At 73.6% G+C, this 22,872-nt stretch carries 18 protein-coding genes; 11 read left to right on the forward strand and 7 right to left on the reverse strand.

The annotated features are described in order from the left end of the window. Positions 1-58: 58 nt before the first annotated feature. Both AC3ET4_RS08500 and AC3ET4_RS08505 read left to right on the forward strand, forming a co-directional pair. Entirely contained in the window at positions 59-268 is a 210-nt protein-coding gene (locus AC3ET4_RS08500; protein ID WP_431947621.1) for a DUF397 domain-containing protein, read from the forward strand. A 761-nt stretch (positions 269-1,029) separates the two neighbouring features. After that, the gene (locus tag AC3ET4_RS08505) at positions 1,030-2,559 is read left to right on the forward strand and encodes a sodium:solute symporter family protein (protein ID WP_431947623.1); all 1,530 of its coding nucleotides are present in this window, start codon (positions 1,030-1,032) and stop codon (positions 2,557-2,559) included. Between the two features lie 58 nt (positions 2,560-2,617). On the opposite strand, the gene trxA is transcribed toward AC3ET4_RS08505, so the two are convergent. Beyond that, the gene (gene trxA / locus AC3ET4_RS08510; protein WP_431947625.1) at positions 2,618-2,953 is read right to left on the reverse strand and encodes a thioredoxin; all 336 of its coding nucleotides are present in this window, start codon (positions 2,951-2,953) and stop codon (positions 2,618-2,620) included. Then, positions 2,950-3,369, reverse strand: a complete 420-nt coding sequence (locus AC3ET4_RS08515) for a MerR family transcriptional regulator (RefSeq protein ID WP_431947627.1) — start codon at positions 3,367-3,369, stop codon at positions 2,950-2,952. Before AC3ET4_RS08515 ends, trxA begins: the two co-directional genes overlap by 4 nt. Positions 3,370-3,521: 152 nt before the next feature. Between AC3ET4_RS08515 and AC3ET4_RS08520 the strand changes: the two genes are divergently transcribed. The 4 genes from AC3ET4_RS08520 (at position 3,522) to AC3ET4_RS08535 (ending at position 8,838) form a co-directional block, all read left to right on the forward strand. Further along, positions 3,522-6,095 (forward strand): bifunctional FO biosynthesis protein CofGH, encoded by a 2,574-nt coding sequence (locus tag AC3ET4_RS08520; protein WP_431947629.1) that lies wholly within the window; start codon positions 3,522-3,524, stop codon positions 6,093-6,095. Between the two features lie 199 nt (positions 6,096-6,294). Beyond that, complete coding sequence (locus AC3ET4_RS08525; RefSeq protein ID WP_431947631.1) at positions 6,295-7,083, forward strand: SCO2400 family protein; 789 nt, start codon at positions 6,295-6,297, stop codon at positions 7,081-7,083. A gap of 17 nt (positions 7,084-7,100) precedes the next feature. Continuing rightward, positions 7,101-7,586 (forward strand): hypothetical protein, encoded by a 486-nt coding sequence (locus AC3ET4_RS08530; protein WP_431947633.1) that lies wholly within the window; start codon positions 7,101-7,103, stop codon positions 7,584-7,586. A 145-nt stretch (positions 7,587-7,731) separates the two neighbouring features. Next, positions 7,732-8,838, forward strand: coding sequence for an ADP-ribosylglycohydrolase family protein (locus AC3ET4_RS08535; protein WP_431947635.1), 1,107 nt, complete (start codon positions 7,732-7,734; stop codon positions 8,836-8,838). A gap of 343 nt (positions 8,839-9,181) precedes the next feature. Here AC3ET4_RS08535 and AC3ET4_RS08540 read toward each other — a convergent pair whose 3' ends face one another. Further along, positions 9,182-9,871 carry an acyl-CoA synthetase family protein gene (locus AC3ET4_RS08540; protein WP_431947636.1) on the reverse strand — a complete coding sequence of 230 codons (690 nt, stop codon included), beginning with the start codon at positions 9,869-9,871 and terminating at the stop codon, positions 9,182-9,184. Between the two features lie 336 nt (positions 9,872-10,207). Here AC3ET4_RS08540 and AC3ET4_RS08545 point away from each other — a divergent pair, with 336 nt between their 5' ends. Together AC3ET4_RS08545 and AC3ET4_RS08550 are read left to right on the forward strand one after the other, a co-directional pair. Next, positions 10,208-13,162 carry an AfsR/SARP family transcriptional regulator gene (locus tag AC3ET4_RS08545; RefSeq protein ID WP_431947638.1) on the forward strand — a complete coding sequence of 985 codons (2,955 nt, stop codon included), beginning with the start codon at positions 10,208-10,210 and terminating at the stop codon, positions 13,160-13,162. A 167-nt stretch (positions 13,163-13,329) separates the two neighbouring features. Continuing rightward, a complete protein-coding gene (locus AC3ET4_RS08550; RefSeq protein WP_431947640.1) occupies positions 13,330-13,464 on the forward strand; it encodes a hypothetical protein in 135 nt (44 codons plus the stop codon). A gap of 662 nt (positions 13,465-14,126) precedes the next feature. Here AC3ET4_RS08550 and AC3ET4_RS08555 read toward each other — a convergent pair. Together AC3ET4_RS08555 and AC3ET4_RS08560 are read right to left on the reverse strand one after the other, a co-directional pair. Further along, a complete protein-coding gene (locus tag AC3ET4_RS08555) occupies positions 14,127-16,472 on the reverse strand; it encodes an outer membrane protein assembly factor BamB family protein (protein WP_431947642.1) in 2,346 nt (781 codons plus the stop codon). A gap of 132 nt (positions 16,473-16,604) precedes the next feature. Then, positions 16,605-17,405 carry a VOC family protein gene (locus AC3ET4_RS08560; protein ID WP_431947644.1) on the reverse strand — a complete coding sequence of 267 codons (801 nt, stop codon included), beginning with the start codon at positions 17,403-17,405 and terminating at the stop codon, positions 16,605-16,607. A gap of 193 nt (positions 17,406-17,598) precedes the next feature. On the opposite strand from AC3ET4_RS08560, the gene AC3ET4_RS08565 reads away from it, so the two are divergent. Together AC3ET4_RS08565 and AC3ET4_RS08570 are read left to right on the forward strand one after the other, a co-directional pair. Beyond that, complete coding sequence (locus AC3ET4_RS08565) at positions 17,599-18,246, forward strand: TetR/AcrR family transcriptional regulator (protein ID WP_431947646.1); 648 nt, start codon at positions 17,599-17,601, stop codon at positions 18,244-18,246. Between the two features lie 451 nt (positions 18,247-18,697). After that, positions 18,698-19,894, forward strand: a complete 1,197-nt coding sequence (locus AC3ET4_RS08570) for a flavin-containing monooxygenase (RefSeq protein WP_431947648.1) — start codon at positions 18,698-18,700, stop codon at positions 19,892-19,894. A 29-nt stretch (positions 19,895-19,923) separates the two neighbouring features. Here the strand turns inward: AC3ET4_RS08570 and AC3ET4_RS08575 are convergent, their stop codons facing one another. Together AC3ET4_RS08575 and AC3ET4_RS08580 are read right to left on the reverse strand one after the other, a co-directional pair. Further along, complete coding sequence (locus AC3ET4_RS08575) at positions 19,924-20,298, reverse strand: hypothetical protein (RefSeq protein WP_431947650.1); 375 nt, start codon at positions 20,296-20,298, stop codon at positions 19,924-19,926. Between the two features lie 46 nt (positions 20,299-20,344). Next, a complete protein-coding gene (locus AC3ET4_RS08580; protein WP_431947741.1) occupies positions 20,345-21,649 on the reverse strand; it encodes an MFS transporter in 1,305 nt (434 codons plus the stop codon). Positions 21,650-21,836: 187 nt separating this feature from the next. Here AC3ET4_RS08580 and AC3ET4_RS08585 point away from each other — a divergent pair, with 187 nt between their 5' ends. Beyond that, entirely contained in the window at positions 21,837-22,862 is a 1,026-nt protein-coding gene (locus tag AC3ET4_RS08585) for a GlxA family transcriptional regulator (RefSeq protein WP_431947652.1), read from the forward strand. The last annotated feature ends 10 nt before the right edge of the window (positions 22,863-22,872 follow it).

Here is a 22,872-nt window from a genome sequence, read left to right on the forward strand (position 1 = left end):
CATTCGCGCCGCAGGGCGTGATCACGCCTCCCCGACTGGAGCATCCGGAGTGTAAAGAATGGCAACACCGCGAATCCACAAGGAAGCCTGGAAGAAGTCCTCGTACTCGGCCGCCAACGGCGACTGCGTCGAGGTGGCGACCCAGAGCGACGAGGTCATCGCCGTACGCGACTCCAAGGACCCCAAGGGCCCAATTCTGAGCTTCCCGAAGGAATCCTGGGCCTCATTCGTCGCGGCCGCGCAGCAGGGCGCGTTCCCCGCCGCCTGACCCGCCGCCAGACGCAGACGACCCCCTCGACCGGCACGCCGTCCTGGCCGAGGGGGTTCCTTCTCACCACCGCGCATGATTGATCGCCGCTGATGACGCGGCAGAATGCGTCTCCGTCTCATAGGAGTGGCCCAGAGCGCGCTCAGCGGCCCCCGGGTGCCGTGACGCCGCTTTCACCGCCCCCTGCCTCACGCCATGGGACGCCGCTTTGCGAGGCAGGCCGGCGCCTCACGGGCGAGACGTACGGATACCCAGCCCCCGGCGCGCGCTCACGACCGACGACCGTCGCCCCCGGCCGATCGCATCTCGAAGCCCGCCAGCCCACTCGCGAGTCGCCAAAGCCGTCAGGTGGTCATTGCCAGGACCGCCCCCACAGGCCGCCACGACGCTCATGCGCGCCCCCGCAGGCCGCCACGACGCTTGCGCGACCACCCCGGACGAATCGGCGACCCCCGGCAGCTACGGGCCGAGGAGGCGGGACGGACGGATTCCGGGCCGGGTTCCCGGGGCGGTCGACGTGCGGTCGTTCCGGCGAAGTGCCCGTTCATGGTGGGACCGCGCCGACGCCCACGCCAATGTGACGTTAGGTCAAGAAAACGTAAAATCGTTCTACTTGCTGATCGACGTTCACGTCCTTGAACGTCAGTGGTCTTGACCATCCCCTTACCAGGCGGTTCAATCTGGGGCGCCGCCCCACGACGGACGTACCGGCGAAGTGCGCTCCCGTTCACAAGGCGGACCCCTGGAAGGGGCAACAACGCATGAACAGTCTCGACTGGGCCGTGCTCGTCGGCTACTTCGGCGTGATGGTCGCCATCGGCCTGTGGTCCCACAAACGCGTCGACGACGTCAGCGACTTCTTCACCGCCGGCGGCCGCATGCCCTGGTGGCTGTCCGGCATCTCGCACCACATGTCCGGCTACAGCGCGGTCATGTTCACCGGCTACGCGGGCATCGCCTACACCTACGGCATCACCTCGTACGTCACCTGGTCCTTCCCCATCGCCATCGGCATCGCCATCGGGGCCAACCTCTTCGCGCCCCGGCTGAACCGGCTGCGCTCCCGGCTGCACGTGGCCTCGCCGCTCGAATACCTGAAAAACCGTTACAACATCCCGACGCAGCAGGCACTGGCCGTCTCCGGCGTGCTGCTCAAGATCGTGGACGTGGGCGCCAAGTGGGCGGCGATCGCCACCCTCCTGTCGGTCTTCACCGGAGTCTCCCTCAACCAGGGCATCCTGATCACCGGTGCCGTCACGGCCGTCTACTGCACGGTCGGCGGGCTGTGGGCGGACGCCCTCACCGAGCTGGGCCAGTTCGTCATCCAGCTGCTGGCCGGGCTCGCCATGCTGGTGGCGGTGCTGGGCGAGATCGGCGGGATCAGCGGGCTGTGGACGGTCTGGGACAAGCTGCCCGACAACCACACCGCGCCGACCGCCGGGCCCTACACCCTCACCTTCCTGCTGGCATACCTCTTCATCAAGACGTTCGAGTACAACGGCGGCATGTGGAACCAGGCCCAGCGCTACATGGCCACCGGCAGCGCCCGCGAGGCCACCCGCTCGGCCCGGCTGTCGGCCCTGCTGTGGTTCGTCTGGCCGCTGGTCCTCTTCTTCCCGATGTGGGTCGCCCCGCTGCTGGTGAAGGCGCAGAAGCCGGACGCCTCGGACTCCTACGCCCTGCTGACCGAACAGCTGCTGCCGCACGGCCTGCTGGGCCTGGTGGTCGTCGGCTTCTTCTCCCACACCATGGCCATGTGCTCCTCGGACGCCAACGCCATCGCCGCCGTCTTCACCCGGGACATCGCGCCGGTGCTGTCCAAGGCGGCGCGCGGCTGGAACGCGCGGGCCGGGCTGATCGCCGCCCGGATCACCACCGTGGCCTTCCTCGCCCTGTCGATGGCGGTCGCCACCCAGGTGGACTCCCCGACGTTCAAGGACATCATCACGGTCGTCATCAAGTGGGTGGCCGGCCTGATGGGCCCGATCGCGATCCCCTTCATGCTCGGGCTGCTGCGCACGTTCCGGAAGTCCGGCCCGACGGCGGCGCTGGTCTCCTGGGCGGCGGGCCTGTTCGCCTTCTGGCTCACCACGTACGGCCTGGACGGCGTGCAGCTGCAGATCCAGATCGTCACACCGCTGGCGGTCAGCCTCGTGCTCTACGTGCTCATCGGCTTCGTCAAGCCCGAGGACACCCCGGAGCGCGACGCGATCCTGGCGCGCGTCAACACCGACGGGGACGGCGAGGGGGACGCCGCCGCGGCCCTGCCCGAGGAGCCCGCGAAGGCCTGACGGCCGGTGTCCCGGGGAGGGCCGTCACCCGCCCCGGGACACACGGCACCCGCCCCGTTCACAGGACGTCGGCGAGCTCCTGCCGCAACCGCCGCTTGGGCCGCGCGCCCACGAGGGCCCGCACCGGCTCCCCCGCCCGGAAGACCATCAGGGTCGGCATCGACAGGACGCCGTACGCCGACGTCGCCTGCGGGTTGCGGTCCACGTCCAGCTGGACGACCTTCAGCCGGCCCGCCTCCTCCCGCGCGAGCTCCGCCAGGACGGGGGCGATCCGGCGGCACGGCTCGCACCAGGCGGCGGTGAACTCCACCAGCACCGGCCCCTCGGCCGCCAGCACCTCCTCGGCCCAGGTCGCGTCGGTCACCGTCGTCAGGCCCTCGGTATGCGTCGTCATGGCGTACTCCTCTCGCTCGCCTCGCAGTCGAACTGGCAGCGCGGTGCGGAGGCGCCCTGGGCCGCGGTCCGTTCCGCGCGGGCGAGCTGCGAGCCGAGCCGCTCGCGGACCTCCGCCAGGCGGTCGATGCACTCGTCCAGTTCGGCGAGCTTGCGCCGGTAGACCTCGAGCGAGGCGGCGCACGAGTCGCCCTCGGGGTGGCCGGCCCGCAGGCAGTCCACGAACGGGCGGGTGTCGGCCAGTTCGAAGCCGAAGGCGCGCAGCTCCTGGATCTGCCGGAGCAGCCGCAGGTCCTGCTCGTCGTACGCCCGGTAGCCGTTGCCCGCGCGCCGGGCGCGCAGCAGGCCGAGCGCTTCGTAGTGACGCAGGGCGCGGGTGGTGGTCCCGGCCCGTTCGGCGAGTTCTCCGATCCGCATGCCGCCGACGGTAGACCTTGACGCGGGCGTCAAGGCCAGCGCGGGTCCAAGGCCCGCACCTGCCGCGCCGCCTCTTATTCCCGCCGGAGCCCCGCGGCCCGGTGATCCTTCCGACACCGCCGACCGGCCCGCGCCGCGCCTATCCTCGAAGGATGAGCCACACTCCGCCCACTGCCAACAGCATGCGTCGTGCCCTCAGGCGTGCCCGTGACGGCGTCGCGCTCGACACCGCGGAGGCCGCCGTGCTGCTGCAGGCCCGGGGGGAGGATCTCGCCTCCCTCACCGAGAGCGCCGCCCGGGTGCGGGACGCCGGTCTCGAGGCGGCGGGACGGCCGGGGGTCATCACCTACTCCAAGAGCGTCTTCATCCCGCTCACCCGCCTGTGCCGGGACAAGTGCCACTACTGCACCTTCGCGACCGTCCCCGGCAAGCTGCGGCGGGCCGGGCACGGGATGTTCATGTCCCCGGACGAGGTGCTGGAGATCGCGCGGCGCGGCGCCGAACTCGGCTGTAAGGAAGCCCTGATCACGCTGGGGGACAAGCCGGAGGACCGCTGGCCCGAGGCCCGTGAGTGGCTCGACGCCCACGGCTACGACGACACCATCGCCTACGTCCGGGCGATGTCGGTGCGGATCCTGGAGGAGACGGGGCTGCTCCCGCACCTCAACCCGGGGGTCATGAGCTGGACGGACTTCCAGCGTCTGAAGCCGGTCGCGCCCTCGATGGGCATGATGCTGGAGACGACGGCGACCCGGCTGTGGAGCGAGCCCGGCGGCCCGCACTACGGCTCCCCCGACAAGGAACCGGCCGTACGGCTGCGGGTGCTGGAGGACGCGGGCCGCAGCTCCGTGCCCTTCACCAGCGGACTGCTCATCGGCATCGGAGAGACGTACGAGGAGCGCGCCGAGTCGCTGTTCGCGCTGCGCCGCGTGGCCCGGTCGTACCAGGGCATCCAGGAGCTGATCATCCAGAACTTCCGCGCGAAGCCGGACACCGCGATGCGCGGCATGCCGGACGCGGAGCTGGACGACCTGGTGGCCACCGTGGCGGTCGCCCGGCACATCATGGGCCCCTCGGCCTGCCTGCAGGCGCCGCCGAACCTGGTGGACGCGGAGTACGCCCGGCTGATCGGGGCCGGCATCGACGACTGGGGCGGGGTCTCCCCGCTGACGCCGGACCACGTCAACCCCGAGCGGCCCTGGCCGCAGATCGAGGAACTGGCGGCGCGCTCGGCGGAGGCGGGCTTCTCCTTGCGCGAACGGCTCTGCGTGTACCCGGAGTTCGTCCTGCGCGGCGAGCCGTGGCTGGACCCGCGGCTGCTGCCGCACGTCACCGCGCTGGCCGACCCCGCCACGGGCCTGGCGCGCGAGGACGCCGAGGTCACCGGCCGTCCGTGGCAGGAGCCGGAGGAGGTCTTCACCGCCGCGGGCCGCACCGACCTGCACCGCACCATCGACACCGAGGGCCGCACCGGCGACCGCCGCGCGGACTTCGACGAGGTGTACGGCGACTGGGAGGCGCTGCGCGAGCAGGCCGCGCCCGGCCTGGTCCCGGACCGCATCGAGGCCGACGTGCGCACCGCGCTGTCCGTGGCCGCCGACGACCCCACGAAGCTGACCGACGCCGAGGCGCTCGCGCTGCTGCACGCGAACGGGCCGGCGCTGGACGCGCTGTGCCGGATCGCCGACGACGTCCGGCGTGACGCGGTGGGCGACGAGGTCACCTACGTCGTCACCCGCAACATCAACTTCACCAACGTCTGCTACACCGGCTGCCGTTTCTGCGCCTTCGCGCAGCGCCGCACCGACGCCGACGCCTACACCCTGTCGCTGTCCCAGGTCGCCGACCGGGCCGAGCAGGCCTGGCAGGTCGGCGCGACCGAGGTGTGCATGCAGGGCGGCATCCATCCCGACCTGCCCGGCACCGCCTACTTCGACATCGCGCGGGCGGTGAAGGAGCGCGTACCCGGCATGCATGTGCACGCCTTCTCCCCCATGGAGGTCGTCAACGGCGCCACCCGCACGGGCCTGTCCATCCGCGAGTGGCTGACCGCCGCCAAGGAGGCCGGACTGGACTCCATCCCGGGCACCGCCGCCGAGATCCTCGACGACGAGGTCCGCTGGGTGCTCACCAAGGGCAAGCTGCCCGCCGCCACCTGGGTCGAGGTGGTCACCACCGCCCACGAACTGGGCCTGCCCTCTTCCTCCACCATGATGTACGGGCACGTCGACCAGCCCCACCACTGGCTCGCCCACCTGCGTCTGCTGGCCGAGATCCAGCAGCGCACGGGCGGCTTCACCGAGTTCGTGACGCTGCCCTTCATCCACACCAACGCGCCCGTCTACCTGGCGGGCATCGCCCGCCCCGGGCCCACGCTGCGCGACAACCGCGCCGTCACCGCCATGGCCCGGCTCCTCCTGCACCCGCACATCCGCAACATCCAGACCAGCTGGGTCAAGCTCGGCACCGACGGCGCCGCCGAGATGCTGCGCTCTGGGGCCAACGACCTCGGCGGGACCCTGATGGAGGAGACCATCTCCCGCATGGCCGGCTCCAGCTACGGCTCCCACCGGTCCATCCGCGATCTGGTGGCCATCGCCGACGCCGCGGGCCGACCCGCCCGCCAGCGCACGACCACCTACGGCGAGGTGTCCGCCGAGCGCATCGCCACGGGTCTGGCCTCCGACGGCCACCTGCCGGAACTGCTGCCGGTCCTGGAGGACTGAGCGGGGGGCGCGGCCGGGCCGCGCCCCCCTCGACCTGTGCAAAAGAGTCCGAGCAACTCTCCAAAAGCGTCACACAGGCTGCGCACCTCCTGCGGGAGGTGTCGTTAGCGTTGCTGGCCTTCCGCCCCGCACGGGCCATGTGCGCGCGGACCGCCGCCGACGTCCCCCGGCGGCGCTGTCAGCAGAGAAAGACTCGGAGATGGACTACTGCTCCTTTTGCCGTCGGCATCTCAACGGGGCTCTGGTGTGTCCGGGGTGCGGAGCGTACGCACCCGACATCGCACCGCCGATGTGGCAGGGCCCGGGCTCCACCGCCGGGGAGACGCACCTCGACGCGGAGCCCGACGGCTCCGACGATCCCGACGGCACCGGACAGGACGACGCCGACCCGACCCGGCAGGGCCGCGCCGCCCGCCGCCGGCAGCTGGAGCGCTGGAAGAAGAACCGGCGCCGCGCAGCAGCCGCCACCGCCGTGGCGCTCTTCGGCGGCGGCCTGACCGTCGCGGTGACGCCGCACGGCGGCTCCAGGAGCCGGGCCGACACGGCAGCGGCGGCGGAGCCCCTGACTCCGGCGTCCACCCGTACCCTGCCGCTCTCCTCGGTCCCCGCGCGGTCCGGTGACGGCGCCCCGCACCGTCCAGCGGTCCAGCGCGCACACCCCCGCACCGCCGTGCCCCCTACGGGGGCAGGCGCGTACGGGCGTGAGGCCGCACCGTCCGACGCGAGCACCCCCGCCGGCACCGCCCCCGACCCGGCGCACACGGCTCCGCGGGGCGGCAGCGGTCCCCGGGTGCGCACGGGCACGACCGTCCCCGTCCCCGAGGACACCGCTGCGCGGGCCGACACGCCGCGCACCACCGGCCCTTCGTCCGCCCCCCACGCTCCCGCGGACGTCCCGGCCACTCCCCCCACCACGACGGCGGCCCCCGTGCCGTCGGCGACGACGTCACCGATGCAGCTGTGCCTCCTGGTGCTCTGCCTCGGCTGACCGGAAAGGAACGACACGTGCCGAGCAGCTACGCCGATCTCCACCGCCGACGCGTCCGCACCTGGCGGTTGTGGTTCGCCGGAGCCGCGGCCGCGGTACTCGCCGGGCTGCTGGCCAAGACCGGCATCCTGGTCGCGCAGAGGTTCCTGCTGCTGCCGCTGTTCGCCCCGGAGGGCTACGGGCTGTGGCGCGACGCGGCCGCCACCGCCTATGTCCTGGGAGCAGGGCTCGTCGCGCTCGCCGCGACGCTCCTGCTGCGCGTCCTGCTCACGGCGACACCGCGCGCCACGCTGTTCTTCGCCTGGACCATGACCGCGCTGACCGCCTTCGCCGTGCTCGTCCCGCTGGCCCTGCGGCCCTCCAACGAGGTGCTCGCCGCCTGTGTGGTGAACCTCTTCATCGGTCTGGTGGTCACCTCGCTGCTCGCGGGTGCGGCCCGCTGGGCGCTGACCCGCGGCGGCCCGGCACCCCGGCCCGTCCGGGAGGGGAGCCGGGGCTGGTAAGCCGATCCCGAGCCTCCTCAGAAGCCTCCGCTGCCCCGGCAGCGGAGGCCTTTTCGGCGCATGTCCGGCTGCTTTCGGTCGCGACCGGAAGCCCGCCGATTGAGTCGATTACAGTGCCTGGTCGAGTCGAGCAGAGAGGCGTTGCATGAGCGGGGGCGTGTGGGGGCGTGCCGAGCAGCAGGACTTCCGCAGCCGGGTGCGCGGGTGCCTGCTCGGCGGCGCCATCGGCGACGCCCTGGGCGCCGGCGTGGAGTTCGACTCGCTGACCGCCATCCGTCAGGCGCACGGCCAGGACGGGGTCACCGACTACGTCTCGGCGTACGGGCGGCGGGGGGCCGTCACCGACGACACCCAGATGTCGCTGTTCACCGCGGAGGGCCTGATACGCGCCCAGGTGCGCCGCGACACCGGGGCCTGGCACCCGCCCACCGATGTGCACCGCGCCTACCTGCGCTGGGCGGCCACCCAGAGCGACTGGGGGCCCGACGAGCGCCGTGAGGACACCGGCTGGCTGGCCCGCGAGGAGTGGCTGTACGCGCGCCGCGCCCCCGCGAAGGCCTGCCTCACCGGGCTCGGCGACGAGCGGATGGGCACTTTGGACAAGCCCAAGAACCCGCAGTCCAAGGACTGCGGAACGGTCACGCGGTCCGCCCCCTTCGGACTGCTGGTCGGCTGGGAGCCGCAGCTGGTGCTCCAGCTCGCCGCGGAGTGCGCCGCGCAGACGCACGGTCACCCCACGAGTGCCGTCGCGGCCGGGGCGTTCGCCGTCATCATCCACGGGCTGGCCCGCGGCCAGACCCTGGACGGTGCCGTTCAGCACGCGCTGGCCCTGATCGCGGCACGCCCCGGGCACGAGGAGACCTCCGCGGCCCTGCAGGCCGCCCTCGGCGCCGTGCGCCAGGGGCTCCCCAGCCCGGAGCGGGTGGAGTCCCTGGGCACGGGCCGGACGGCCGAGGAGGCGCTCGCCATCGGCGTCTACTGCGCCCTGGTGGCCGAGGACGTCCGGCACGGGCTGCTGCTCGCGGTCAACCACTCCGGGGACAGCGACTCCACCGGCTCGATCTGCGGCAACCTGCTCGGCGCACGGGACGGCGAGACCGCCCTGCCTCCGGCATGGGTCGCGGAGCTGGAGGGCCGGGGGACCATCCTCCAGGTCGCCGACGACTTCGCCATGGAGCTGACCCAGGGGGCGGTGCTGCACGGCCCCGGCGGCGCGTCGGCGGCGTGGCTGCGCCGCTATCCCGGCCGCTGACGGCCCGCGGCGGCCCGGCGGGAGTTCCGCACTCCCCAGGGACCGGGGTCCTGGGCCCTCGTCCCCCCAGCCGACGTCCGCACTGCGGACGGTTGTCCGGCGGGCGCGCCCGCTGACGACCCGAACGACCCGCCGTCACCCGGGGCCGGACCGCGATGGACCGGCCTACGGAACGGCATCGCCGGTGGTACGCCGGGATCGGGGTGGGCTGGCTGGTCGAGGTGGGCGACTTCACGACCCGCCGCCCTCGGCTGCGCGCCCCCTCCGAGCGCTGCACCTCCGGGCGCCGCGAACGCCACTCACCGGCCGGCACCCGCCCACCGACGACCCGAACAACCCGCCGTCACCCCGGGCCGGGTCGCGGCCGGGCGTCGTCCTGTACCGGCAGCAGCATGCGCCACACCGCGTCCTCCAGCCCGTGCACCCCGGCGATCCACCCCAAGCCGTCCTCCGGGGTCCCTTGACGCGCCGCGGCGGCCAGTTCGCCCAGAGCGCCGGCGAGGTCGCCGTGCCGCAGCACGGGCTCGACGCGGCCGCCGCCGGGACCGCCGGTGAGGTAGCGCTCGTAGGCGGGCGCCGTGCGCAGCACCCCCACCGGGCGCCACTCCTGCGCCGTCCGGTCCACCGGGCGGCCGCCCACCCGGACCCCGTCCGCCTCCAGCACCCGGGTGCGCGTGCGGTCCACGGCGAGCGCGGTCCACGCGTCGGCGCCGGTGAGCACCGCCGCGGGACGGCAGCGCTCGACGGCCTCCGCGACCGGCTCCGCCCCCGCCCGGCCGCCGCCGACCAGCGGCACCGCCGTCATGCCGGCGTACAGGCAGCCGTAGAACGCCCCCGCCAGGTCGGCGCCCTGCCGGTAGTCGAGCAGCACCCGGCTGCCCGGCGGCAGCAGCCGTCCCAGCTCCGCCGCGACGGCGCGGGCGCGGCGGTCGAGCCCGGCGAAGTCGCAGTCGTACGGCTCTCCCAGACGCCCCTCCGGGTCCCGCTCGGCCCGGCGTCGCAGGGCGGGGCCGGGCAGTCGGCCGACCGGCACCGCCGGCCGGCCGCCCCGGCTCCGCGCTCCGCTCCCGGCATGCCTCACACAACGCGCGCACATGGGCGGCCCTCCACCTCCTCCGGCGGAACTCCCGCCGGGTCGACGGCAATCGGCCGCACTCCATGGGAAACTGAACCGCGCATCTTCCGTTACTCCCTCATGCGCCCCTCCGGAAGGCCACCCCTGGGTGACCGCGTTCGGGAAAGGCGGCAAACTGGCACAGTCGGCGGAACCGATCAGGATGGTCCCGCCGTCCGGGGAAACTGTTCCGGCTCGTGATGAACGATCGATATACGCGCTCTCGCGAAGATCCGGCGGCATCAGGGGGCAGGCATGGCAAGCGGTAAGGACCCGGGCGGAGCGCTGCGCTTCGCGGTCCTCGGCCCGGTACGGGCCTGGCGCGGCACGGAGCCGCTCTCCGTCGGATCGCCGCAGCAGAAGGCACTGCTGTGCGCGCTGCTGCTGCGCGGCGGGCGCCCGGCCACCGCGCAGGAGCTGCTGAACGCCGTGTGGGGCGAGGAGCCTCCGCCCACAGCGCTGGCGGCGCTGCGCAGTTACGCCTTCCGCCTCCGCAAGGCCCTCGGTGCCGACGCGCTGGCCACCGTCGAGGGGGGCTACGTGCTGGACCCCGGCGAGGGCTTCGACCTCTTCCTCGCCGAACGGCACCAAGCCGCGGCCGAGAAGGCCCGCGCGGCGGGAGACCTGGCCACGGCCCGCGACGAGTTGCGCGGCGCCCTCGCCCTCTTCGACGGCGAGCCCCTGGCCGGTCTCCCCGGCCCGTACGCCGAGACCCAGCGCACCCGCCTGACGGAGTGGCGGCTGCAGCTCACCGAGACCTGCCTCGACCTGGACCTGCAGGCCGGCTGCCACGCCGAGGCCGTCTCCGAACTCACGGTGCTGTCCGCGGAGCACCCGCTACGCGAACGTCCGCGCGCCCTGCTGATGCTCGCCCTGTACCGCAGCGGGCGGCAGGCCGAGGCGCTGGGCGTCTACGCCGACACGCGCCGCCTGCTCGCCGACGAGCTGGGCGTCGACCCCGGTGCCGAGCTCGCCGAACTGCACCAGTGCGTGCTGGAGGCGGACCCTTCTCTGCTGCCCCCCGTCCCGCGGCCCGTAGCCGGGTCGGAGGCCGGGTCCGTCGCCGCCGAGCCGGTACGGCCGGCCCAGCTGCCCGCCACCGTCGCCGACTTCACCGGCCGCGAGGACTTCGTCCGGGAACTCGGCGAGCGTCTGGCCGGGGCCTCGGCGGAGGGCGGTGTCATGGCGGTCTCCGCGGTCGCCGGCATCGGCGGCGTCGGCAAGACGACCCTCGCCGTCCATGTCGCCCACGCCGTCGCGGGCGCCTTCCCCGACGGCCAGCTCTACGTGGACCTTCAGGGTGCCGACGCCGTGCCCGCGGAACCCGAGACGGTGCTCGCATCCTTCCTGCGCTCCCTCGGCGTCGCCGACTCCGCGATACCCGAGTCCCTCGCCGACCGCGCCGCGCTCTACCGCTCCACCCTCGCGGGCCGCCGGGTCCTGGCCCTGCTGGACAACGCCCACGACGCCGCCCAGGTCCGCCACCTTCTGCCGGGCACGCCCGGCTGCGCCGCGCTGATCACCAGCCGGCCCCGCATGGTCGACCTGGCCGGGGCCCACCTGGTCGACCTCGACGTCATGAGCCCGGAAGAGGCCCTGCTGCTCTTCACCCGCATCGTCGGGGAGGAACGCGTCGCCGGGGAACGCCAGGCCGCCCTCGAGGTCGTCGCCGCCTGCGGCTTCCTGCCGCTCGCCATCCGCATCGCCGCCTCCCGCCTGGCCACCCGCCGCAGCTGGACGGTCTCCTTCCTGGCCCGCAGGCTCAGCGACGAACGCCGCCGCCTGGACGAGCTCCGGGCCGGCGACCTCGCCGTCAGGGCCACCTTCGACTTCAGCTACGGCCAGCTCACCCCGTCGCAGGCCCGTGCCTTCAGCCTGCTGGCCCTCGCCGACGGCCCGGACATCTCCCTGGACGCGGCCGCGGCCGTCCTCGACCTGGACGTCGCCGACGCCGAGGAGCTGCTGGAGGCGCTGGTCGACATCAGCCTCCTCGAGTCCAACGCGCCCGCCCGCTACCGCTACCACGACCTGGTGCGCCTGTACGCCCGGGACTGCGCCCGGCGCCACGAGGGCGACCATGTCCGCTGCGCGGCCCTGTCCCGGCTGCTGGACTTCTACCTCGCGTCAGCCGCGCGCGCCTACGAGTTGGAGAACCCCGGCGACCGCGTGCTCGCGCACCTCGCCCCCGTCGGCCGCCCCGGACTGGCCTTCGACTCCCGGGCGGAGGGCCTGGAGTGGCTGTTCACCGAGGCGCCCTGCCTTCTCGCCGCCGTCCGGCAGGCGGCGGCCGACGGTTGTGAGGCGCCGCTGCGGCGGGCCGTCGACCTGCTCTTCACCACCCAGGACCTGATGGAGTCCGGGATCCACGCGCGCCAGTACGAGCAGGCCACGCGCGCCCTCGCCGCGACGGCGTGCACCTGCGGCGAGCAGCGCGTGGAGGCGAGGACGCGCGTGCTGCTGGGCCAGCTCCTGGGCCTTTCGGGCCACTTCAAGGAGGCGGACGGGCAGGCGCAGCGCGCACTCGTCCTCGGCCGCTCCGTCGAGGATCCGCTGACGTGCAGCTACGCGCCCATCGTGCGAGGCATGATCGCCGCGTACGGCCGGCACTTCGAGGAGGCGGCCGCCCACTACCAGAGCGGTCTCGACGCGTTCCGGGCCGACGGCAACCGGCATGGTGAGGCGGCCGCCCTGAGCAACCTGTCGCGGGTGAGGAACGACCTCGGCGACATCCCGGCGGCGGTGGCCGCGGCCGAGGACGCCCTGTCGATCTACCGGGGCCTGCGGGCGGGATTCCGTCTCGGCAACGGCCTGTACGCGCTCGCCATCGCGCTGACCGCCGCGCGCCGCGAGGACGAGGCCTACGCGTGCCTCACCGAGGCGCTCCCCATCTTCCGTGCGGCCAGGCAGCAGTTGTGGGAGGGGATGACCCTCTTCCGGATGGCCGAGGTCCAACTGGCCTCCGGGAGCCACCGCCAGGCGGCCTCCCTCGCTGAGCAGTCGCTGAACCTGCTGCGTGAGATCGGCGGCGCGTGGCGCCGCGCGCACGCCCTCACCGTCCTCGGCACGTCCCTCGACGGCATGGGTCAGCCCGACCGCGCGCGTGCCTGCTGGCGCGACGCCCTCGCGGAGTTCACGGCCCTGGGGTCCCCCGACGCGGAGACCGTGCGGCGTCTGCTCGCGGGCCCTGCCGCGCCGGCGGTCGCGGTCTGACGTCCGGGACGTGCAACACCACGGGCACAGGACGTCAACAATTCCGTTTATCAGTTGATTATCGTCCCCTGCCACGATTCCATCAGTTCCACAGCCACCCGCCTGGCGGCGTACGGGGGTCGTTGCCAGGCGGGTTCGGTGTCGACCAGTCCACAGCAGGAGGCAGCATGAGCGAGACGACGCCCGAGGCCGGCGCCGCGGAGGAGCCGGAGGTCACTCCCTCCGAGGAGGAGACCGCCGAGAAGGCGACCGCCAAGGGCGACGGCACGATCATCAAGCCGGACAACTGGCACCAGACCTGAGGTCCCGGCTCCACGCACCGGGGGGAGCGGGGAGCCGGACGGGCCGACGGGGGACACGGGGGACACCCGGCCCGGAAGATGCCGCCGGGCAGGACGGGGGGCGCTGCAGAACGGCAGCGCGGGGGGCAGCGGCGGCACGCACCATGGACCGACTGCGGCGCGGAGGGGGCGCCGTAGTCGGTCTTTCGCCATGTCGGGGACGCCGTGTCGGGGCGTCATGCGGGGGGCGCGGGCGCCCGCGCCTGCCGGCCAGGCAGCCGGACGAGGGCCGACGGGCCCGGGCCGGCCACGCGACCGGACGCCCTGCCTTCGTCCCCCCGCACCGCCGAGAACCGCCGCAGACGCCGACAGCCATCGCGCGCGCCACCGGCGCGCAGTGAGTGCCGCACCCCGGTGTCCCCCTCCGCGGGCCCCTGCAGCGAACCCGTGTGCCGCAAGGCCTTCCGGGTGCGCACGACGCCGGCTCGTCACCCATGGGCGGGGCGACGATGCCTCGCAGGAGCCGCCGTTGCGCCTCGACCGGACACGGCCGAGGGTGGTTCACCCCGAACGCCACCCCGCGTGGCGCCCCGCGCTCCCGCCGCGTAGGTTGAGCGACGGCGGCCGTCGTCTGCCCCTTCCGTGTGTGGCGCGACGGCCGTCAGCCTCCGTCAACCGGGCCGTCACGCGCGCCGGGTGGCCGCCTCGGTGCCCTTCACGGCGTTGAGCGCGTACACGCAGCGGTCCTTGCTGCTCGCGTACACCACGCCGTCGGCGACCACCGGGGAACCGGTGATCTCCCCGCCGGTCTCCAGCTTCCAGCGCAACTGGCCGCCGCCCGCGTCGACCGTGTAGAGGCAGTGGTCCTTGGAGCCGAAGTGCACCCGCCCGTCGGCCACCACGGGGGAGCCGACGATTTCGCCCTGGGCGGCGAAGCGCCACTTCGGGGTGCCGGAGACCGCGTCGAGCGTGTACAGCGCGCCGCCCGCGCCGAGCATCACCGAACCGCCCGCGACGAGCACGGGCTCCACGCTCTGCCGCTGCTCGGTGGCGACCCGCCAGCGATCGCGGCCGTCCGCCGGGTCCAGGGCGTACACGGTGCCCAGATAGTCCGCGACATAGACGCCGCCACCCGTGGCGCCCGGCCCGGGCACATGGGCGGGGGGCGCGAACATCACCGCGGGAGCGTCGAAACGCCACCGCTCGGCGCCGCTGCGGGCGTCCAGGGCGAGCACACGGTTCCCCACCGTCACGTACACCGCGCCGTCGGCGACGACCGGTCGGGTCGGCATGGCGCCGCCCTCCCCGGTCGGGTACGACCACTGCTCCCCGCCGCTCGTGGCGTCCATGGCCTGCAGGCGGCCGCCGCCGTGGAAGTAGACGACGCCGTCCACCACGCTCGGGCCCGACTCGGGCGTCTCGAAGTCAGTCTGAGCACCGCCGCGTTCCCAGCGCAGCCGCCCGGTCGCGGCGTCCCAGACCTGAACGCCGCCGCCGCGGGTGCCGGTGACCACCGTGCCGGCGTCCGCCCGCAGCGAGTAGATCCAGCCGTCCACTCCGGTGCGCCAGTGCTCGGAGCCGTCCCCGGCGTCCAGCGCGTACAGGCTCGGCCCGTCGGAGCCGTGGATCCGGCCGCCCGAGACCGCCATCGTCCACGCCACGTCGCGGGTCTTGAACTGCCGCCGCCCGGTGGCCACGTCCAGCGCGTGCACTTCGAAGGAGGTCACATAGAGCCGGCCCGAGGACACGACCGGGGTGCCCCACACGTCGTTGGACATGCGGAACCGCCACGGCCGCCACTCGCCCGGCGGGACGGCGGGGGGCTGCGGCCCCCCCTGCCGCACCCCGTGGGCGTTGCCCTGGCCGGGCACCGCCGCCGGGGGCGCTCCGGCCGCGCCGCCGCGGCCGGCCCAGCCGAGTCCGCCCCCGGCAGCGGCCGCGGCCTGGTTCTTGCGCTCGGCGCGCCGCATGCCGGGCCCTATCGGCGCGGAGCCGGCGAGCCGCACCGGTCCGCCCGGGCTCTCGGCGGCGGACGGAGGGGGAGGCGCGGGGGGCCGCGCCGGCATCGGGGGCACCTGAGGCGCCGCGGCGCCCGCGCCGCCGGCGGGGGCGCCCGGCCCGGCGCCAGGGCGGCCGCCGCTGCGCCGGTCCTCTATCAGGCTCACCGCCGCGGGCGGCAGCCACGCGGAGGCCGTACCGGTGTCGTCGCCGGCGGAGGAGAACAGGTGCGGCGCGAGCTGGGCCTGCAGATCCGCCGGGCTCGGCCGGCGGTCGGCCTCCATCCGCATGCACGCCTCGATGAGGGGCCGCAGTTCGTCGGGCAGACCCGACAGGTCCGGGCCCTCCCGGAGCAGCATGAAGACCGTCTCCACCGGGTTCGCCCCGTGGTAGGGCGCGTGCCCGGTCGCGGCGAAGACCAGCGTCGAGCCGAGCGAGAAGACATCGCTCGCGCCCGTGACGCTGCGTGAGTCCTTGGCCTGTTCGGGCGACATGTAGGCAGGCGTGCCGACCGCGACGTTGGTCATCGTCAGCCGGGTGTTGGACACCCCGCTCGCGATGCCGAAGTCGATCACGCGCGGGCCGTCCTCCACGACGAGCACGTTGGAGGGCTTCATGTCCCGGTGGACGAGTCCCGCCCCGTGGATCGACTGCAGTGCCTCCGCGACACCGGCCGCGAGCCACCGCACGGCCTGCACCGGCAGCGGACCGGACTCGTTGACGATCTCCTCGAGCGAGGGCGCCGGCACGAAGGCCGTCGCGAGCCAGGGCACGGCGGCCCTGGGGTCGGCGTCGACGACCGCCGCCGTGTAGAAGCCGCTGACCGCGCGGGCCGCCTCCACCTCACGGGCGAAGCGCACACGGAACAGCTGGTCCTCGGCGAGCTCCGCCCGCACCGTCTTGATCGCCACGCGCCGACCGGACGCCGAGCGCGCGAGATAGACCAGGCCCATACCGCCGGCACCCAGCCTGCCCAGCACCTCGAAAGGCCCGATCCGTCTCGGATCGTGCTGCGTCAGCTGCTGCACCACTGCCCTGCCACCTCCCCGTGGGTTCCCCCGTCCCGGGGTCCTCCCTGATTCTTCCTGGGATGAGTATCGGTTGCGAACCCGGGGCGGTGTCGACACGCGATGACCTTCGCTTCGGTTGCGGATGGCGTGCGTTCAGGACGGCTTCTCACCGACCGTGGTGCCGGGGTCGATCAGGGCGAAATGGGCGCCCTGGTCGTCGCTCGCCAGGAGAAAACGCCCGAAAGGCGAATCGATCGGACCCATGGTGACCCGCCCCCCGAGCCGCGCGACCGTCTCGGCGGCACGATCGGCGTCGGCGACGGCGAAGTAGACCATGAAGTGCGCCGGCAGTTCGTCGGGGAACCCCTCTCCCATCCGGAAGCGGCCGAACACGGCGTTGCCGGGTCCGACCTCCGCGTCCCGGGGCACGAAGATCCGGAAGTCGACGGCATCGTCCTCGATACGCCCGCTGCCCAGGCCGAAGACCTCCTCGTAGAAGGGGTCGGTGCGCTCGGTCTCGCGCGTGTAGACCTCGGTCCAGACATAGGAGCCCGGGACGCCGGTGACCTCGAAGCCCCGGTGCGTGCCGGGTTGCCACACCCCGAACACCGCGCCGCCCGGGTCGGCCGCCATGAGCATCGTGCCGCAGTCGCCAACGGCCACGGGTTCCATGATGAGTTGACCGCCGCTGTCACGGATCCTCCCCGCGGTGGCGCGGATGTCGGAGGAGGCGAGGTAGACGTTCCACACCGTCGGCATCCGGCCGTCCGGTTTGGGGGCGAGGGCCGCGACGTTCTTCCCGTCCGGGCCGTACGCCTGGGTGTACTGCCCGTACCGCTCCTCCCCCTCCCCGAAGGTCCAGCCGAGCAGTCCGCCGTAGAAGCGCTTGCCGGCCTCCAGGTCGTTGAGCATGGCGTCGGCCCAGCAGGGGGCGCCGTCGGGGTGTGCGGCCATCTCGTCCTCGATTCGTCCGATGATGCGACAGACGATCCTGATTCACATGGGGATTCACAGGGATCGACGGAGTGTCTGACTTGACACGTTATCGGCGGATCACCCTCAGCGCCCGGGGAAAATTCGAACACATGACCTTCCCCATTTGCAGGCGTCAAATCGCGCGCTGATCACCGACCCGTAAACTGACGGCATGACAGGACAAGTTCGCACCGTCGACGGCCGTGTGGCAGGCCGCCGGGGACAGGCGACGCGGCAGAAGCTGCTCGACTGTCTCGGCGACATGCTCAGCACGTCGCCGTACCGGGACGTCAAGGTGATAGACGTCGCCCGGATGGCGGGTACCTCCCCCGCAACGTTCTATCAGTACTTCCCCGACGTCGAGGGCGCCGTCCTCGAGCTCGCCGAGGAGATGGCCAAGGAGGGGGCCGCGCTGACGGACCTCGCCGCCGGCCGCTCCTGGGCCGGCAAGGCCGGCGCCACGACGGCGGAGGAACTGGTCGAGGGCTTCCTCTCCTTCTGGCGCAAGCACGACGCCATCCTGCGCGTCGTGGACCTGGGCGCCGCAGAAGGGGACAAGCGGTTCTACAAGATCCGCATGAAGGTCCTCAACCCCCTCACCAACTCCCTCTCCGACTCGATCAAGGAGCTCCAGGGCAAAGGCCGCGTCGACAAGGATGTCAGCCCCGCGGCCGTTGCCGGATCCCTCGTGACCATGCTCGCCGCGGTCGCCGCGCACCAGAAGGGCTTCCAGAGCCTGGGCGTCAAGCAGGCCGAGCTGAAGCCGAACCTCGCGCTTCTGGTGCACCTCGGTGTGACGGGCAAGAAGCTGGCGCGGTGACGCCGGGGCTCTGATGCCCGCCCTCGGCGGCATTGTTGCTCTACCTGTAAGAAGAAGTCCTGCATGCCTGCGACGACGCGGGCGCCTACCGGTCCTCGGGGGAGGTTGCCGGCCCGGGCGCCCGCGTCGTCCTTTTCGGGGGCCTCTCGCGCCACCGCTCCTTGCGCGGGCCGCCGCGCACACGGCACGAGTCCACGACGGCGGCGCACCATCCCCGCGAAGCGGCACGGTTGGCCATGCGGGCGGCGACGGCGCCCCTTCGCGGCGAGCCGCCCACCGCCGGCCTGCCCCACGCCTCCCCTGCCGCACGGCCACCTCCGGACCTCCGGAGAACCTCCAGCATCTGATGTGCAGTCAATTGCATGGATATGGACAGACTTTCACGGAGCACCGGGCCGAAGGCGCGCTACCTTCCGGTAGTGACCCTCACCCCGCAGGCCCGGGAGCAGCCTTGACCGACACCACGCCATCCGCCGGCACCTCCGCGTCCACCTCCGACCGCGTACCGAGCACGGCCGCGCCCGACGCCATCGTCGTCGGAGCCGGCCCCGGCGGTCTCGCCGTCGCGGCGTCGCTGCGGCACCGGGGCGTGCGCACCCTGGTCGTCGAGCGCTCGGGTGCGGTGGGCGCCTCCTGGCGCGGCCACTACGACCGGCTGCGCCTGCACACGACCAGACGCCTGTCCGCACTCCCCGGTCTGGGCATCCCCCGGGCGTACGGGCGCTGGGTGGCCCGCGACGACGTCGTGCGCTACCTCGAGCAGTACGCCGAGTTCCACGACCTCGACATCGCCACCGGCATAGCGGTCGAACGGATCGAGCCCGCGGCCGACCCGGCGGCGGGGTGGGTGCTCCCGGCCACCGGCGGACGCCTCCTGACCGCCCGCAGCGTCGTCGTCGCCACCGGCTACAACCACACGCCGCACCTGCCGGACTGGCCGGGCCGCGACACCTTCGCCGGGGAGTTGCTGCACGCCTCCCGCTACCGCAACGGCCGCCCGTACGAGGGCCGGGACGTCCTGGTCGTCGGCGTGGGCAACACGGGCGCCGAGATCGCCGTGGACCTCGCCGAGTCCGGCGCGGCCCGCGTCCGGCTGGCGGTGCGCACGCCCCCGCACATCATGCGCCGCTCCACCGCCGGGTGGCCCGCGCAGCGCACCGGGATCATGGTGCGCCGCCTCCCGACGAGGCTCGTCGACGCCATCGCGCCCTCCGTGGAGCGCGTCTTCGTGCCGGACCTGTCCGCGTACGGGCTGCCCCGGCCGGTGGGCGGGCTCTACTCGCGGGTGCGGGAGGGCTCCATCCCCGTCCAGGACGTGGGCATCGTCGCCGCCGTCCGTTCGGGGAAGGTCGAGCCCGTGGCCGCCGTCGAGGGCCTCGCCGGACACGAGGTGCTGCTCGCCGACGGCACGCGGATCACTCCGGACGCGGTGATCGCGGCCACCGGCTACCGGCGCGGCCTGGAACCGCTCGTCGGCCACCTCGGCGTCCTCGACGAGCGGGGCAGGCCCCTGACGCACGGCCGCCGCACCCCCGAGAACGCCACTGGCCTGTACTTCACCGGCTTCACCAACCCGATCAGCGGGATGTTCCGCGAGATGGCCATGGACGCACGCCGCATCGCCAAGGCGGTGGCGGCGCGGCGCTAGCCCGGCGCCCCCCAGGGCGGGGCGAGGGCTCACCCCGCGGAGCCGCGAACCCGGGCGGCGGACGGGTACTCCCCCATCAGCCCGGTCCCGTGGGCCAGGAGGGCGCCCGCGAAGACGACGCCCGACGCCGCGATCGTCACGACGGAGATCCGGAACGCGACCTGCCGCTGCGGCGCCCACCCGGTCCTTCCCTCCGGGTCCGGGCGCCCCGCGGAGCAGGCGGTGACCAGGACGGGCGCCGCACCGGCGCCCGCGACGCACAGCCACGCGAGCGGGTACGAACCACCGAGCCACACCACGGGCACCGAGAGCAGGGCGGCCGACGCGGTCTCCGACGCCAGGAGGCGGAGCGGCGCGGGCGCCCGGTGCGCGCGGCGGGCCTCAGTCGCAGTGGCACCGGCCACGGGGACTTCTGACGCATCGTCACACCGGTGCCGCGAGCCGCCCGCCCTACGCCGCGAGGGGCAGCCCCCCGGACTCCGGGGTCGCCCGACGCCGGATCACCAGTGACATGAGCGCCGCGAGCGCGCACAGCGCCCCGGCGGAGTACCAGACCGCGTCGTAGGAGCCGAAGGCGTCGCGTGCCGCGCCGCCGAGGAAGGCGACCAGGGCGGCGCCCACCTGGTGGGAGGCGAGCACCCAGCCGAAGACGATGGCGCTGTCGGCGCCGTAGAACTCGCGGCACAGGGCGATGGTGGGCGGGACGGTGGCCACCCAGTCCAAGCCGTAGAAAACGATGAACAGCACCATGGGCGGGTGCACGGAGTCGCCGAGGAGCACCGGCAGGAACATCAGCGACAGCCCGCGCAGCCCGTAGTAGGCGGCCAGCAGGCGCCGCGGGCTGAAGCGGTCGGTGAACCAGCCGGACGCGACGGTGCCCGCGATGTCGAAGACGCCGATCACGGCGAGCAGGGAGGCGGCGGCCGTCACCGCCATCCCGTGATCGTGCGCCGCGGGCACGAAGTGGGTCTTGACCAGCCCGTTCGTCGAGGCGCCGCAGATGGCGAAGGTCCCCGCCAGCAGCCAGAACGGGCCGCCCCGGGCGGCGTCGGACAGGGCCCTGACCGCACGCGTCGCCGCCCCCGTCACCGGCGGCGGCTTCGGCACGAACTCCGTGGCGCCGTAGGGGGCCAGGCCCACGTCGGCCGGGTGGTCCCGCAGCAGCAGGTAGACCAGGGGCGCGACGGCGACCGCGGCTCCCGCGACGGTGAGCGCCGCGGCGCGCCAGCCCACCTGCTCGACGATGACGGAGAGCAGGGGGAGGAAGATCAGCTGCCCCGCCGCACCGGCCGCGGTCAGGATGCCCGTGACCAGGCCGCGCCGATGCTCGAACCAGCGGTTGGTGACGGTCGTCGCGAAGGCCAGCGCCATGGAGCCGCTGCCGAGTCCGACGAGCACGCCCCACAGGAGCACGAGGTGCCAGCTCGCGGTCATGAAGACGGTCAGACCGGCTCCCGTCGCGATGGTGAGGAGCGCGGCCGCCACGACTCGGCGGATGCCGAAGCGGTCCATCAGCGCCGCGGCGAACGGCGCCGTCACCCCGTACAGGGCGAGGTTCACCGACACCGCGAGCCCGATCATGCCCCGCGACCAGCCGAACTCGCCGTTCAGCGGCTCGATCAGCAGCCCGGGCAGGGAGGCGAAGCCAGCGGCGCCGATCAGCGTGACGAAGGCGGCGGCGGCCACCCACCACGCGCGGTGGAGGCGTGGGTTGCGGAACGTGCGCGGGTTGCGGGACGTGCGCGGGTTGGACATGCGGGGCTCGCCGGGGGTGCGGGGCCGGCCGGGCTTTCGGAGGTCGCGGAACTGCCGGGATGCGTCGGGGACCCCGTCGGCCAGGGTCTGCGCGGGAAGTTCGGGGGGCTGGGTCACCGGATCAGCATCGGGCACGGTTTCCGGCGGAACGAGTGGCCGGATGGCCAGGTTGTGCAAGGATCGGGCCATGACCCCGTCCCTGGAGGCTTCTTCACGGAACGTCGCTCCCGGCGCACCGGTGCGCCACCGGGTCGCCGTCCTCGTCCAGCACGGGGTGATCCCCTTCGAAGTGGGCATCCCGCACCGCATCTTCGGCGGCGCGAGGGACCGCGCGGAGGCCGACCTGTACGAGGTCGTGACATGCTCCCCCTACGGCCCCGGGCCGGTGCGCGCCGACGCCGACTTCGACCTCCACGTCGCCCACGGACCCGAGGTGCTGGCGACGGCCGACACCGTCATCGTCCCCGCCGCCCACGAGCGTTCCGTCGCTCACACGGAGGGCCGCCTGCCCGAGGAGGTGGCGGCCGCCTTCGCACGCATCCGCCCCGGGGCCCGGCTCGTGTCCATCTGCACCGGCTCCTACTTCCTCGCCGCGGCCGGCTACCTGGACGGTCTGCGCGCCACCACGCACTGGTCGAGCACGGACCACTTCCAACGGCTCTTCCCCCAGGTGCGGGTCGACCCGGACGTGCTGTACGTCGACAACGGCGCCGTCCTCACCTCGGCGGGCGTCGGCTCGGGCGTCGACCTGTGCCTGCACCTCGTGCGCCGCGACCACGGCAGCGCCGTGGCCAACGCCAGTGCGCGCCGTACGGTCGTGCCGCCGCACCGGGAGGGCGGACAGGCGCAGTACATCCAGCGGCCCGTCCCGGAACCCTCGCGGGCCGGCACGGCCGCGGCACGCTCCTGGGCCCTGGAACGGCTCGACCAGCCGCTGACGCTGCGCGAGCTCGCCGAGCGCGAGGCGATGAGCGTGCGCACCTTCACCCGCCGTTTCCGGAAGGAGGTGGGCACCAGTCCCGGGCAGTGGCTCACGCAGCAGCGCGTCGAGCGGGCCCGGCACCTGCTGGAGTCCAGCGATCTGCCGGTCGACCAGGTCGCCCGGCGAGCCGGGTTCGGCACGGCGGCCTCCATGCGGCAGCATCTGCAGGCCGTCCTCGGCGTCTCGCCCAGCGCCTATCGGCGTACTTTCCGGGCGACGGAGGGTTTCTGAGGCGGCGCCT

Source organism: Actinacidiphila sp. bgisy167 (assembly GCF_057707665.1).